The sequence below is a fragment of the Flavobacterium johnsoniae genome, from assembly GCF_030388325.1.
Taxonomy (GTDB): domain Bacteria; phylum Bacteroidota; class Bacteroidia; order Flavobacteriales; family Flavobacteriaceae; genus Flavobacterium; species Flavobacterium johnsoniae_C.
Window position 1 is genome coordinate 2,731,568 of sequence record NZ_CP103794.1, and the last position, 15,144, is coordinate 2,746,711.

12 protein-coding genes are annotated in these 15,144 nt (G+C 33.3%); 4 read left to right on the top strand and 8 right to left on the bottom strand.

Annotation, left to right across the window (positions count from 1 at the left end):
- Window positions 1-9: 9 nt before the first annotated feature.
- The 7 genes from NYQ10_RS11845 to NYQ10_RS11875 all read right to left on the bottom strand — a co-directional run bounded on the left by NYQ10_RS11845 (window position 10) and on the right by NYQ10_RS11875 (window position 8,090).
- On the bottom strand, window positions 10-2,790 hold the full coding sequence (locus NYQ10_RS11845; protein WP_289876534.1) for a T9SS type A sorting domain-containing protein: 2,781 nt from the start codon (window positions 2,788-2,790) through the stop codon (window positions 10-12).
- A 386-nt stretch (window positions 2,791-3,176) separates the two neighbouring features.
- Complete coding sequence (locus NYQ10_RS11850; RefSeq protein ID WP_289876535.1) at window positions 3,177-3,482, bottom strand: DUF6787 family protein; 306 nt, start codon at window positions 3,480-3,482, stop codon at window positions 3,177-3,179.
- A gap of 33 nt (window positions 3,483-3,515) precedes the next feature.
- Entirely contained in the window at window positions 3,516-3,956 is a 441-nt protein-coding gene (locus NYQ10_RS11855; protein ID WP_289876536.1) for a DUF6146 family protein, read from the bottom strand.
- A gap of 181 nt (window positions 3,957-4,137) precedes the next feature.
- A complete protein-coding gene (locus NYQ10_RS11860; protein ID WP_289876537.1) occupies window positions 4,138-4,701 on the bottom strand; it encodes a DUF937 domain-containing protein in 564 nt (187 codons plus the stop codon).
- Window positions 4,702-4,803: 102 nt separating this feature from the next.
- Window positions 4,804-5,754, bottom strand: coding sequence for a D-2-hydroxyacid dehydrogenase (locus NYQ10_RS11865; RefSeq protein WP_289876538.1), 951 nt, complete (start codon window positions 5,752-5,754; stop codon window positions 4,804-4,806).
- Between the two features lie 104 nt (window positions 5,755-5,858).
- A complete protein-coding gene (gene serC / locus NYQ10_RS11870) occupies window positions 5,859-6,929 on the bottom strand; it encodes a 3-phosphoserine/phosphohydroxythreonine transaminase (protein ID WP_289876539.1) in 1,071 nt (356 codons plus the stop codon).
- A gap of 93 nt (window positions 6,930-7,022) precedes the next feature.
- Window positions 7,023-8,090, bottom strand: a complete 1,068-nt coding sequence (locus NYQ10_RS11875; RefSeq protein ID WP_289876540.1) for an acyl-CoA reductase — start codon at window positions 8,088-8,090, stop codon at window positions 7,023-7,025.
- Between the two features lie 196 nt (window positions 8,091-8,286).
- Here NYQ10_RS11875 and NYQ10_RS11880 point away from each other — a divergent pair, with 196 nt between their 5' ends.
- On the top strand, window positions 8,287-8,637 hold the full coding sequence (locus NYQ10_RS11880) for a 4Fe-4S dicluster domain-containing protein (RefSeq protein ID WP_223705346.1): 351 nt from the start codon (window positions 8,287-8,289) through the stop codon (window positions 8,635-8,637).
- 167 nt (window positions 8,638-8,804) lie between these two features.
- The gene (locus tag NYQ10_RS11885) at window positions 8,805-9,959 is read left to right on the top strand and encodes a hypothetical protein (protein ID WP_289876541.1); all 1,155 of its coding nucleotides are present in this window, start codon (window positions 8,805-8,807) and stop codon (window positions 9,957-9,959) included.
- 84 nt (window positions 9,960-10,043) lie between these two features.
- On the opposite strand, the gene NYQ10_RS11890 is transcribed toward NYQ10_RS11885, so the two are convergent.
- Window positions 10,044-12,677, bottom strand: a complete 2,634-nt coding sequence (locus tag NYQ10_RS11890) for a TonB-dependent receptor (protein WP_289876542.1) — start codon at window positions 12,675-12,677, stop codon at window positions 10,044-10,046.
- 295 nt (window positions 12,678-12,972) lie between these two features.
- Here NYQ10_RS11890 and ychF point away from each other — a divergent pair, with 295 nt between their 5' ends.
- Both ychF and NYQ10_RS11900 read left to right on the top strand, forming a co-directional pair.
- The gene (gene ychF / locus NYQ10_RS11895; RefSeq protein ID WP_289657940.1) at window positions 12,973-14,067 is read left to right on the top strand and encodes a redox-regulated ATPase YchF; all 1,095 of its coding nucleotides are present in this window, start codon (window positions 12,973-12,975) and stop codon (window positions 14,065-14,067) included.
- Window positions 14,068-14,452: 385 nt separating this feature from the next.
- Window positions 14,453-15,130, top strand: coding sequence for a TIGR02117 family protein (locus tag NYQ10_RS11900; RefSeq protein WP_289876543.1), 678 nt, complete (start codon window positions 14,453-14,455; stop codon window positions 15,128-15,130).
- The last annotated feature ends 14 nt before the right edge of the window (window positions 15,131-15,144 follow it).

A 15,144-nucleotide genomic window follows, 5' to 3' on the forward strand; every position in this document is an offset into this window, starting at 1 on the left:
CTTTTGTTTTTATTGTACAATTATTTTTTTGCTGTATTTTGTTTTCTTAGTCTGCGGATCAGTTACTTTAATCAGGAAAACTCCTTTAGAATGCAATTGAATTGTTTCTGCAGTATTTCCTCTAATTTTTTGTCTTAATAATTCTTTTCCAGAGATATCATATATTTTAAGATCAGAGAACTCAGTTTCTTCATTATCAATAAATACGGAAAATGCACCGTTGCTTGGAACTGGCCAAACGCTAAAAGAATTGTTTTTAATTTCTTTGCTAATTTCTGCTGTTGCTAAATTGATATTTTGTCCGCTTACGATGTTTACTTTTCTTTTCATTGTACCGCCTTCAGAATCAGTTACTGTAAATTCAAAAGAACATAATCCGTTTGAAGCTGGTGTAAAAGCTACAGTATTTGTGTTTAGTACAGCGCCACCATTTACAACATTAGAAATAGAATAAGAAACTCCGCTAGTAAATCCTTGCGATAATTTTTGAATATTAACATCTATTTTTTTTCCATCAGCCGATTCGTAATGAGGCAAAGACATCCATTGTAAATATTTGTCTAAGTTCGTGTAACCATCTTGGTCTGTATCAGCATTTGAATCTGAAAAATCGCCAATTGCAGAGTTTAAATTTGTACCAATTATAGTTTCCCACCAATTTGGCAATCCATCTAGATCGCTATCCCAATTTGTGGCCCTATTTACAATCGGATAAATTTCAAAACCGCCAACATCTGCTTCGTTGTCTGGAAATCCAGGTTTTTTAGTTATGCTTCCCACAGAAGAAGTAGTTCCATTTAGGGTTTCATTTATAATTCTTTGATCGTGATCATCAAATATTGGTTGCGTACATCCAACATCTGAAAGCACTATTTTGTAGGCATTTTTAGCAGATTGTGTAGTTACATATGAAGGGAAAAAGGGTGTGTTTACAAAATTTTCAAATGTTATGGCAACTCCAGAAGCTTTTCTTCCAGCAGTTTGGTTGCTTTCGTCGAAATATCCGGGCATTACATTTCCACTAAAATAACATTGTTGTGTTCCTGTTCCTGCACCTTCATTTTGTTGGTTAAACGCAGTAAAAATTTTAGAGCCAGCGCCTGGTTTGTAGTAATTATTTACAAAATTTACTTCTTTCGTACCGCCATCGGTTGTTCGGCCTCCCCAGTTGTAAACCACGTTATTAGTAATATCCATTCTTCCTGCATAAGCACCGCTTCCGTCTAATCCTCCTCCAAGACTCCAATTACGACCATAACAGTGTGCTAATAAATTGTGGTGAAAACTTCCGATATCTCCACCAATTGTTGCCGCATACCCGTGTTCGGTTCCTGCTGGATAATTTTGGTGATTTGCTGCATTTAATGCTTCGGAAATCAATGTTTTCTGTAATGTAATATTCTTACCAGATCTAGAACTAAAAGATTCATCGATAGTCCAGCTGATAGAACAATGATCAATAATACTGTTGTCGGCACCTGTTAATCCCATTCCGTCGAAAGTTGGGCCAGCTCCAATTCTAACTCTTAGATTTTGAACTATGGCATCATTTCCTGTAACGCCAAATGGTGCAGAACGAATGCAGATTCCTTTTCCAGGCGCAGTTTGCCCCGCAACTGTTACGTACGGCTGACTTAAAACAAGACGAGATTGTAATTGGATAATTCCAGAAGTGTTAAATACAATAGTTCTTGGTCCAATATCATTTGTAACGGCTTCGCGGAAACTTCCTGGACCGCTGTCATCTAAATTAGTTACCACAACAACTTTTCCGCCGCGTCCGCCTCTTGCGAAACGTCCGTAACCTTCAGCGTCTGGAAATGCAAGTTGTGCAGGACGAAAACGCCATACATTTCCTTTTTCAATTCCATTTGCTAAAACTTCATCAATACGCCAAAAATAAGTTGCTCCCGTGTATAATCCGTTTACTTGATAAGAAGTGTTGGCTAGAGCTTGGTTTCCTTTGTATTCAGGAGAAGATGTTGTAGCGGCATTTACCGCAGCTTGGTCTGTTCCAAAATAAATATTATGCGAAACAGCATTGGCAGCGGCTGTCCATTGCAATAATTTGCCTCCAGATGTTAATTCAACATGTTCGTCATTTTGTTTTGGATTCGGATTTGTTGCTTGATAGAAAATGTTTGGCGTATTCAATTCAAATCCATTGAACATGATATTTTTAATGTTTTCTGTACCTGAAGTTTCTGCCGCCATTAATATGACAACGTCAGTTCCTGTTGTGGCTTGAAATTTTAGATAAACAGATTTTGCATCGGCAGTTTTAAGCGCTCTAACAGTTGGAATCAAATTATCTACAACCAAATTTCCATTTATAGAAATATCAATCGGACTAAAATTATTTCCCGATGGACTATCTACAGCATTAAAAAATGCTAAAAATGTATGTTCGCCTGTGGTTAAACCGCTAATTTTAAGTTCAATTTGAGCTCCCAAATTGGCAGTTGTTCCTTTTACAGTAAGTCCATCACTTACTAATCTTGCGTAATATGGAGCTTGAATACCAGCTTTATACCAATTTGTTCCTAAAGCATCTCCATTATTTCCAACGCGTGTAACGGTAAAAGTTACTCCGTTTTCTGTATAAGTGCTCGTATTTCCAGAAGCTACAACCCAAGTGCTATAATCAGGATCGTTAACTTCTGCTTTAGGTCTTCCTGACTGGTCAAAGTCAATTTTTACAATCGGATTTTGGGCAAAAATCTTTGTTTTCGGCGCAACGAGACAAATCATTGTCGCCATTACGGAGAGTTTTAAGTAATTTTTCAGCATTTCAAATTGTGGTTTGGTTAGTAAGTAATTTTAGTTAGAAATAAAAACATTCAACTAGTTGATTTTCAATGAATATTTTATCATTAACTATTGTAAAGTTTGGTATTACTTAAAATAAAACTATCCTGCACCATCCTGTTCTGGTTGCTGTTTTATTATAAATTTTGGATTAAAAAAATGTAATATTTATTTTTATTCTAAAATATTTACGATGTCTATATTTGATAAATAAAGGAAATTATTCTAATCAAAAAAATGTAACAAAAGTTTTAAAAGTGGAAATTTCTATATTTTAATAGAATAAAATAAATCAAAAATCATGATTAAGAAATAATCTTAACCAGAACGGATTTTATAATTTTAAAAAAGAGTAGAGTTGGAAGAAATTAATCTTTAAAGAAGAAACCTAATCCCATTCTTTTTAGCATTTTCTTTTCGAAATTCCAAAAGAAACGGAATTGTCCAAAAATAGTTCCAATTGCAACTAATAAGACTTGATAAACAGGAAGAATAATCAATAAACGAATAAGGGTAAACCAAACAACGCCTAAATCTTCTTTGTGAATTCCAACCCAGTCACAGAAAGGTCTAGAAATCCATGCAGATGCCGATCCGGTGATGGCAAAAACAATTAGTATGATTATGGCTTGTAGGTTGGAAGTGATTCCCCAACGTTTTTTTAGTTTGTCCATTATTTATTTATAACCATTACAAATATACTAACATTATCGTAATGGTACATAGCCCGCGAGCTTTTGTTTGTAAGTATTTTGAAAATAAATCATGTAGTTGTAAATTAAGTAATTTACTTCGTAGCCGTAATGAATTTGAGGTTGATAATCAATCGTCATTTCGTATAAATTTGGATTATATCGGTTTGGCTGTAAAACCCTGTTATTCCATTCTGTAACGTATTGATAGTTTTTATTTTCAAGAAAAGCTAAACTGTGATAATTTCTAGGAAAAGCCATAGAGTTTAACCAGTAATTAAATCCGTTGTCAATAATAATAACTTCATATTCTAACGAATCGTTTGCAATTCTTACAGTATCATTTGTTTTTTTACTTGAAGCATTGTTATTTCCATTACTCGCAATATTTTGCGAAGCTGTTGAACAAGAAATGATTGTTGCTAATAGGATTAATATAAAAATGCACTTTTTCATAGTTTAAAGTTACGAATTTTTTTTTGATAAGGTTCAAAGGTGCATAGATGCAAAGGTGCAAAGGTGCAGAGGTTTTGCTTTTTATATAAAATAAAAAAACTGATTACAATTTTGTAATCAGTTTTTTTGACTTTTGATTAAAAGACTTTGTTCCTCTGAACCTCTGTAACTTTGAGCCTTATTATTTACTTCCAAACAGTTTACCGATAAATCCAGCTATACCGCCTTTACTTTTGGTTACAACTAAAACATCTGCAACGTCAACTTTTCCGTCGTTGTTTTGGTCTAATCCGAATTGCATTCCGTATTTAGAAATAGTATCCATAATTCCAGAAGCTTGTCCGCTGTTTCCTGAAATAGAATTGATGATATCTGAGATTTGAAAACTATTATCGTTAGGATCTTTTGCTTTATTAACCAAAGAACTTAAAATTTGAGGAATCAAATTAGAAGCAACTCCGTTTGAGTCTGCGCTGCTTAGTCCAAATTTTTGACCAAGATTACCGCTTAATTGTTGCTGAATTTGCTGCACCACTGGGTTTGAGCTGTCTATAGAAGAGTTTCCGTTAAATAATCCTGCAATTTGATCTGTTCCGCCTTCAGAAACGATTTTTTTTAATCCTTCAAAAATAGAATTGCTAGTTTCGCCAATTACGGCTTCATTATGTTCATTTGGAACAGCAGAATTGTTTGTTACTGCATCGCCTCCATATTGTTGTACTAATTGGGTTAATTGTTCAAACATGATTTTTAGGATTTAGATTAGAACTCAAATTTAAACAAAAAAAGAAAGGGATTTATTAAACTGTGTTAATAAATCCCTTCTAAGTGTTTTAATTATAGTTAATTAGCTTAACAAAGTAATAATTTGTGATGCTAATTCAGTTCCAATTCTATCTTGTGCTTCTCCAGTTGCAGCTCCAATATGTGGAGTCAATGAAATTTTAGAGTGCATTAAAATTGCCATTTCTGGTTTTGGTTCGCTTTCGAAAACGTCTAAACCTGCAAAAGCCACTTTTCCTGAATCTAAAGCTTTTACTAAAGCTACTTCATCAATAACACCACCACGAGCACAGTTTACGATTCCAACTCCGTCTTTTAAGATTTCAAATTCTTTTTCTCCGATGATATAACCATTTTGAGCCGGAACGTGTAATGTAATGAAATCTGCTTCTTTAAATAAAGATTCTAAAGATTGAGAAACAATTTTAGTTGTAATAGATTGTCCGTCAAAAAACTCAACTTTTATATCTACCTCAGGAATAAAGCTATCAGCAGCAATAACTTTCATACCCAAACCAAGCGCCATTTTTGCAGTTGCTTGTCCGATACGTCCGATACCAACAATACCAAGAGTTTTACCTCTTAATTCAGTTCCGTTTGCGTACGCTTTTTTCAAACCGTCAAAGTTTGAATCTCCTTCAAGAGGCATATTTCTGTTTGAATCATGTAAAAAACGAACACCAGAAAATAAGTGTCCAAAAACCAATTCAGCAACAGATTCTGAAGATGAAGCAGGAGTATTGATTACATGGATTCCTTTGCTTTTAGCATAATCAACATCGATATTATCCATACCAACACCACCGCGACCGATGATTTTGATTCCAGGACAAGCATCGATAATATCTTTACGAACTTTAGTTGCAGAACGAACTAAAATTACGTCAATATTATTTTCATTAATATAGTTAGCTACTTGTTCTTGAGCTACTTTTGTAGTTATAACTTCAAAACCGCCTTTTTCTAAGGCTAGAATTCCGCTTTTAGAAATTCCGTCATTTGCTAATACTTTCATTGTGTGTTTATTGTTTATTTGGTGAATCGTTTATTTGTTTAATCGATAAACCAACTATTTGATTTTTCTTTTTTTGAATTGTAAACTGAGACTGAGACGGAAAACTAAACTTTACTTTCCAATGCTTTCATTACATCAACTAAAACCTGAACGCTTTCAATTGGCATTGCGTTGTAGATAGAAGCTCTGTAACCACCAACAGAACGGTGTCCTGGCAATCCTGAGATATTAGCCTCTTTCCATAAAGCATCAAAAGTTGCTGTATGGTCAGGGTTGTTTAGTAAAAAAGTAACGTTCATGTTAGAACGATCTTCTACTGCAGCAGCACCTTTAAATAATGGGTTTCTGTCGATTTCAGCATAAAGTAATTCAGCTTTTGCGTTGTTTAATTTTTCAACAGCAGCGATTCCACCTTTTTCTTTAATCCATTGTAAAGTTAAAAGAGAAACGTAAACAGAGAAAACTGGTGGCGTATTATACATACTTTCAGCTTTAATGTGTTTAGCGTAATCTAACATACTTGGAATTGTTCTTCCGTTTTTGCCTAAGATTTCTTCTTTCACTACAACAAGAGTTGTTCCAGCAGGTCCCATATTTTTTTGAGCTCCAGCATAGATTAAGTCGAATTTAGAGAAATCTAATTCACGAGAAAAAATATCAGAACTCATATCGCAAACAACAGGAATGTTAGTTGCTGGGAATTCTTTCATTTGAGTTCCAAAAATAGTGTTGTTACTAGTGCAGTGGAAATAATCAGCATCAGCTGGAATTTCATAGCCTTTTGGAATATGAGTATAATTGTCTTCTTTTGAAGAAGCTACCACGATAGTTTCTCCGAAAAGTTTAGCTTCTTTGATTGCCGCAGTTGCCCACGTTCCTGAATCTAAATAAGCTGCTTTTCCGTTTTCTTTTAATAAATTGTATGGCGCCATTAAGAATGCTGTACTTGCACCACCTTGTAAAAATAAAGCCTGATAACCTTTTCCTTGAAGTCCTAATAATTCTAAAGCAAGGGAACGAGCTTCCTCCATAACTGCAACGAAATCTTTGCTTCGGTGCGAGATTTCAAGGATAGATAGCCCTGAATCATTAAAATTTAAAATTGCTTTTGATGCCTTCTCAAAAACTTCCTGAGGTAAAATACTTGGTCCTGCGCTGTAGTTGTGTTTTTTCATGGTTGTTGTTAATAGTCGAAAATTTTAAAGACGCAAATTTCGGCAATAAGAGCCGAAAAAGCGTTAAAATATTCGAAATAATTAAACAATTTATTACTTTGTTGTTAACAAAAACGTTATAGTATCGACATTATCTGCGTAATCCCACAATTGCGGTTTTTGCGTTTCTCCAAATGCAATGCTATTTGATGTCAAATTACTGCTTACAATGCATTGAATTTGTTCTGAATCGTTTTGCAAACGTTTTTTAAGTTCATCAAGGTTTTCGTAGTATTCATAAAAAACGCTTGAGATAGGCGAGGCGTAGCTTGAATCTTCTTTTATGGTTAAAAAACCGTTGTCTAATAATTTGAAATTACTCATCAAAAATACGGCTTTATTATAGTCATAATTGTTAGCGTATTTTTCATAATGAATGACATCCTGATATTTGAACATTGCTTGAAAAAAAGCATCAAAAGAGTAGTCTTTAGGAACAAAAAGTTTAGAAACGTTACGACATCCTAAACCAAAATATCTAAAAATATCTTCGCCTAAATTTTCTAATTCTTCAGTAGTTTCTTTTCCCGTTAAAACCGCAGCTGAATTTCTGTTTTTTCGAATAATGGAAGATTTGTCTTTAAAATAATATTCAAAATAACGAGCTGTATTATTACTTCCTGTTGCAATTACGGCATCGAAATTTTCCAATTTTCCTTCCACGAAAGTGATTTTATCTTTAAAATTTTCATCAACAGCAATTAAGTATTTTGCTAAAAAAGGCAATAAATGCTGGTCGTTTGATGAAGTTTTAATTAAAGCTTTATAACCGGTTATTAAAACGGATAAAAAATCATGGAAGCCAACTAGCGGAATATTTCCTGCTAAAATTAAAGCAACAGTCTTTGAATTATCGTTATTTTCATCAATTTTATAAGCCGAGAGCCACTTGTCAATATTTTCTTTTGTTAAAGCTTCAGCCCAAGATTGTACTGAAAAATATACTTGTTCGGGCGTATACCAACCGTTATGTGATTGCGATAAATGTATCAGATTTTCGAAATCATCAAAAAAGATATCATTATATAAGACGTCAGATTTTCTCGCAGAAGCGCCTTCTGAAAACTGACTTAAAAATTTTCCTAATTCAACAAAAACACTTTTTTTTGTTTCTAATGTCATAATGTTTGTTTATGAATTGTTTTGATTGTAATTTTGCACAAAAATAAGCATAATTAAGTCGAAAGACAAAAGTCGAAAGTCGAAAGTCGAAAGTCGAAAGTCCAAAGTTGAAAATACTTTAAATACTTTTACTTTAATACTTTTAAACTTTATGACTTTTAAACTTTATGACTTTTAAACTTTAAGACTAAAAACGATGGCAATTATTATAACTGACGAATGCATCAACTGTGGGGCTTGCGAACCAGAGTGCCCAAATACAGCAATATATGAAGGAGCAGATGATTGGAGATATAAAGACGGAACAAGTCTTTCTGGAAAAATAGTTTTACCTGACGGAACTGAAGTGGATGCAGATGATGCACAAACTCCAATTTCTGATGAAATCTATTATATTGTACCAGGAAAATGTACCGAATGTAAAGGTTTCCACGATGAACCACAATGTGCTGCCGTTTGTCCAGTTGACTGCTGTGTGCCAGACGATAATCACGTTGAAGACGAAGAAACATTATTAGAAAGACAATCTTTCCTACACGGAGAGTAAGTATTTCTTGTATTTTAAATATAATCCTGAGTGTGAACTCAGGATTTTTTTTTTGCATTAAATAAAAAAATAATCAAAGTTAGTTTGTTGATATCTAATGAATTATTATTTTAGTGTTAGTTTATTGATAAAAAAGTAATACTTTAGTTGAAAAATTGACAACGCCTATGAGGAAATTGCTACTTTTATTTGTCGTATTATCTGGAATGAACGTTTTTTCTCAAGAAACGGAGTATTCTATTTTGGTAAAAGATATCGAAACTTTGCAACCGATCGAAAATGCAACAGTAGTTATTTTAAAAACCAAACAAGTTTTATTGACTAATGAAGATGGTAAAGTCACTTTTGTTTTAACCGGAGGATCAAATGTAGAAGTTTCTGAAATGGATTATGAAGAACTGACAGTTCGATGGAATACTTTAAAAGAGAACGAATTTGTAGTTTATATTAAAAACAAAAAAGAAAATCTAGACGAAGTTGTTGTTTCGAAACAGAATTCTCAAAAAATACTTCAAAAATTAGTTTCAAATTCTAAACAAAAACTAAGTTTCTCTTATCGGTTAAAAGTTTACGTTCGTGAGTTTTTTATGCTCGATAATCAATATTCATATTATAATGACGGATTGGTTAATTTTCAATTCAATAAAAACAATACAACTACTTTGCTGGTAGAACAAAATCGTTCTTACGGATTACTAGAAACTGATATCAGTTCAGATTTAAGAGGTTATAATTTGAATAATATTATGGAGAATTATTCGAATTTTAAATACTTTGAACCTTTATTAGATACAAAGGCAAAGAAACAATACGATTTTACTACAAAAGGACATCCGAGCAATAAGGAACTCTATATAATGTCTGTTACTCCGTTTGATAAAGCCAAAGAAGCGATTGATAATTTTGAAATTATTTATGATCCAGAAAAAAAGCTGATTCTGGAATTCACTGTTTCTGTAACTCCTGCAAATCTCGATAAAGTAGATGATAAGACAAAAATTGGCGACAAAAATATCACGAAGTCTTTTGTAAAAGTAACGTACCGATGCGACGGAAAAGATTATTATGTTTTGAGTTCTAATGAAGAAATTGGATATAATCTTATTTTGAAAGACAAAACGAAAAACATTCAAGTAAGAAATAGTTTTGTGACTACAGGATTTAATAGACAGAACTTTACCTATAAAGAAAGTGATGTTTTTAAAGAAAAATCGCTTTTCAATAAAAAGAATAAAATCCTGACTAATTATTGGGACACTTCTGGTTTTACTGCTACAGATGAAGAAAAAGCCATTATTGCTTCTTTAGAATATAAATTGTAATTAAATAAATAGAAAAAAAATCCTGAACTTAATTGTTCAGGATTTTTTTTGTTTTATAATTTTTGCCAGGCTGAAAGTTAAAGTCTAAAAATTAAATCCAAGTCTTGCATAGTAATAAGCTCCGCTGAATCCCATTTGTACGGCATCCCAATAACCTCCAGCTTCTGTGTTTCCTTGTTCGTCTTGTTTGGTTGGATATACATTAAATAAGTTATTACTTCCAAGCGTTAATTTTAAGCTTTTTGTAAATTGATATCCAACAGTTAAATCGGTAATCAATCTCGGATTGTAAACATCATCTTCGTCTGCGTAATCAACCAAAACCACTTTGCTGAAACGTGTAAAAGCTAATCCCGCATCAAATTTGTTTTTTGCATAAGTTAGATTTAAACCAAATTTATTGTCTGGAGCTGAAGCTAGCAGGAACGCTTTTTCTCGTTTTCCAAAGAAAATTGATTCGTCAAGGTTGCCGTTTTTTACCTTATCAATTTTCATATCGTTAATGTTTCCAACCAAAGTTGCGCCAAATTGACCAAAATCATATTTTTTCTTCCAAGAAAAAACAATATCCAAACCATGTGTACTTGTATCAACTCCGTTGGCAAAAAATTGAGCTTCAGAAACGCCAAGGTTTAATGCACTTGCATCAAAATAACCTGTTAAAACAATACGGTCTTTTACCTGAATATAATAACCATCAATTGTTGCGGTGAAATCTCCAAACGAAGCTGTAAAACCTAAAGATGCATTTACGGCTTTTTCTTCGTTTAATTTCTGAATTCCGAAAGCTCTTGTAACTGGACTATCATTTGGAGCCAATAATACTTCTGTTGCGCCGCTTGCATTAAAGTTTGTAAAGCGCAAATTATAATAAATTTGTGCTAACGAAGGAGCACGAAAACCTGTACTAATAGATCCTCTTGCGTTAATATGGTCTGTAATTTTAAGTCTCGAAGCTAATTTTCCGTTTACAGTACTTCCGAAATCACTGTAATTTTCAAAACGAACAGCACCGCTAAACATTAAAGCTTCTGTAACGTCTAATTCGGCATCAGCATAAAGAGAAAAGTTGGTACGATCTTTATTGACTTCATTGGCTCGACTATATCCTGGAAAACCTTGCGAACTTCCAGGTCTAGGTTCTCCAGAAATAGGATCAATTGGAGCGCTTTGCGTTGTTGGGTCTGTAATTGGTTGTCCGTTGGTGTCGTAAGTTGTATATGAACCTTCTTCACCAGCAAAAATTTCAAATTTTTCTACTCTAAATTCTGTACCAAAAGCAATATTTAAGCCGCTTAAAACATCTCCATAATTTTTAGAAACATCAAAATTAGTGGTGTTTTGAAGTAAACTGTGACCTCCAGCATCGAATTCATGTGGTGAATTTTCTTCAAGGGAAGCATTTATCGTTCCTTTAATGTCATATTTGAACTTATTTTTGCCAAATGTATTACTCAAGTCAAATTTCCATCCGCCAGAAGTTTCTGTTCTAATTCCCGCAGCAACCGAATTATCATTTATTTTAGAAGTAATTCTTGGTGTATAACCTCCCGGATAAACAGATTCTACAACTCTTTCACCGTCATTTCTAGTAAAAGCGTAAGCATCTGTATCTCTGAAATTACTTCCTCCAAAAGCATAAAATTCAGTTTTATCAGCAATTGGAATTGCAAGATTTGCAAACAGATTTACGCCCTGCATTTCGGCATCGCCAAAACCTTTTCTAAAATCGTAAGCAGGTCTTAAGGTTTTGTTTTTGTTTAAAAATTCTCCTGTAATGTTTACGTAACCACCTTTAGTTCCAATTTTAGTTCCGTAGTTTGCGGCAACTCTTACAGAACCTCCATCAAAATCTTGATCTTTTCCGTATGAATTTCCATTTCCGTTTTTATCTAATCTATAACCTTTTGTGTTTGGAGTTCCAGGCAGAAAATCGCCTTTTGCATGCGTATTAAAAGCACCGTAAGTAATAGAACTAGTAAGTTCGTCTACATTGTCATTTGTCACAATATTAATGACTCCCGCAATAGCATCTGAACCGTATTGAGCAGAAGCGCCATCACGTAAAATTTCAATTCTTTTAATAGATGCGGCAGGAATTGCATTTAAATCGGTTCCTGTATTTCCGCGTCCGCGCGTTCCGAATAAATTGATTAATGAAGATTGATGTCTTCTTTTTCCGTTAATTAAAACTAAAGTCTGATCTGGCCCCATACCTCTTAAAGAAGCAGGATCAACGTGATCGGCACCGTCAGAACCAGATTGTTTGTTGGCATTAAAAGATGGGGCAACATATTGTAAAAGTTGATTAATTTCTATTTTTCCACTTTGCGTTGTAACATCTTTCACATTAATAACATCGATTGGAACAGCAGAATTTACAACTGTTCTCTTAGCATTTCTGGAACCAACGACCACAACATCATTTAAAACCTGACCCTCTCCATCAGCTAAAGTAACGTCTATTTTATCTCCAGAAACTACTTTTTCTAATGTTGAAAAACCAACGTAGCTAAAAATTAATGTTGCGCCTTCTTTTACTTTTATTCTGTAACTGCCCTCAAAATCAGTAGAAACGCCATTGTTGGTTCCTTTTTCTAAAATATTAACACCAGGAAGCGGCGCACCAGTTTTGTCTTTTACAAAACCCGAAACTTCTTTCTGTGCAAAAAGAAATGCTGAATTCAGCAGAAATAGTAATAATGCAATCTTTTTCATGGTAATTGGTTTTTTTGGTTTGTTTTTTGTTGATTAGTTTTATAAAAGTAATGTTTTTTAACAAAAAATTAATAAAATGTTTAAAAATTTTCCAGAATAGCTTTAAAATTATATTAATGAACATTTTTACTTCGCTTAAGAGCTATTAAATCTTATATTTGCAAAATTTTAAAGCCAAAAAATATCATTTTGGCAGAAAGAAGAGAAACGCGTAAAATCATAATGCATTAAATTACAACATTTAATGATTTAGGTCTGAAAACAAAAGACCAATAAAATAAATAGAAACAAACAGATGAAAGCAGGAATTGTAGGATTACCAAATGTTGGAAAATCAACATTATTTAATTGTTTATCTAATGCAAAAGCGCAAAGTGCAAACTTTCCTTTTTGTACAATCGAACCAAATATTGGTGTTGTAAACGTTCCAGATCCAAGAATCAATAAATTGGAAGAATTGGTAAAACCAGAGCGCGTTCAAATGGCAACTGTAGATATCGTAGATATTGCAGGTTTAGTAAAAGGAGCTAGTAAAGGTGAAGGTCTTGGAAACCAGTTCTTAGGAAACATTAGAGAGTGTAATGCTATTATTCACGTTTTGCGTTGTTTTGATAATGATAATATTGTACACGTAGACGGAAACGTTAATCCAATTCGTGATAAAGAAACGATTGATATCGAATTGCAGTTAAAAGATTTAGAAACAATCGAAAAGCGTTTAGAAAAAGTAAAACGTGCTGCAAAAACTGGAAATAAAGAAGCTCAAACTGAAGAAGCTTTATTAAACAGAATTAGAGAAGCTCTTTTGCAAGCAAAATCTGCAAGAACAATTATTCCTCAAAGCAACGATGAAGAAGTTTTGATGGAAGGTTTCCAATTAATTACTGCAAAACCAGTTTTATACGTTTGTAATGTTGACGAAAGTTCTGCTGTAAACGGAAACAAATATGTTGATCAAGTTCGTGAATTAGTAAAAGACGAAGATGCTGAAGTAATTATTCTTTCAGTAGGGGCTGAAGCTGATATTACAGAATTAGAAAGCTATGAAGAGCGTCAAGTTTTCCTTGAAGATATGGGATTAACTGAGCCAGGAGCTTCTGTTTTAATTCGTGCAGCTTACAAATTATTAAAACAACAAACTTACTTTACAGCTGGTGTAAAAGAAGTTCGCGCTTGGACAATCAATATTGGAGCAACTGCACCACAAGCGGCAGGAGTTATCCATACTGATTTTGAAAAAGGATTTATTCGTGCAGAGGTAATTTCATACGAAGATTACGTTCAATACGGTTCTGAAGCAAAAGCAAAAGAGGCTGGAAAATTTAAAGTTGAAGGAAAAGAATATGTTGTAAAAGATGGTGATGTAATGCACTTCCGTTTCAACGTTTAGTCTTTTTTAGAGAAAAGAAGAAAGAACAAAGAGAATAGACTAAAACTGCTGGAGAGATTCAGCAGTTTTTTTTTATCCGAAAAGTTAATATTCATATAGTTTGTCATTTCGAGGAACGAGAAATCTTCGCAAGAAACTCTACAAAGATTGATGATTTTGGCTGAGGAGCTACTTACGAAGATTTCTCGTTCCTCGAAATGACAAACTATACGATTGGATTGTGATTTTTCTTCAAAATAAATACATAAAAATCCGTTTAAATCCGCGCTTTCGCGAAAGCGAATCTGCAAAATCCGCGTATCATTTTCAGCATTTAAAAATTTTTTGGCTTAAAAATTGGTTACAGAAAAATAACCAATTACTAATCTAAAATCAACCAATCAAAATGCTAAAAAAATCTTTCAAATTTCTGGGCTGGACACTGTTCGGAATTTTCAGTTTTATTGCTTTGTATGTTTCTTCTGTTTTAATTATTTCTAAAATTACAGTTAACTCAGATATTGAAAAAGTCGAGGAACAAAATGCAATTCCTATTTATATTTTATCCAATGGAGTTCATACCGATATTGTAGTTCCGATAAAAAATGAAATCAAAGATTGGCGAAATGAAATTCAATTCAATCAAACTCAATCAAAAGATTCGTTAATGAATTACATTGCTTTTGGTTGGGGCGATAAAGGATTTTATTTAGACACACCAGAATGGTCAGACTTAAAAGCAAGTACAGCATTAAAAGCGGCTTTTGGAGTCAGTTCATCGGCTATGCATACTACATTTTTTAAACAATTGAGAGAAGGAGAAGATTGCAAACGCATTTTGGTTTCTAAAGATAACTATCAAAAATTAGTCAATTATATTTCAAATAGTTTTCGTGATCCAATTCATCCAGAATGGATTGAAGGTCACAGTTATGGAAAAAAAGATGCTTTTTATGAAGCAAAAGGAAGTTATAGCCTTTTTTATACTTGCAATACTTGGGCAAATAGTGCGTTGAAAGCTGCAAATCAAAAAGCAAGTTTGTGGACCGTTTATGATAAAGGCATTTTTTATCATTATAAATAAATTCTAAAGATGAA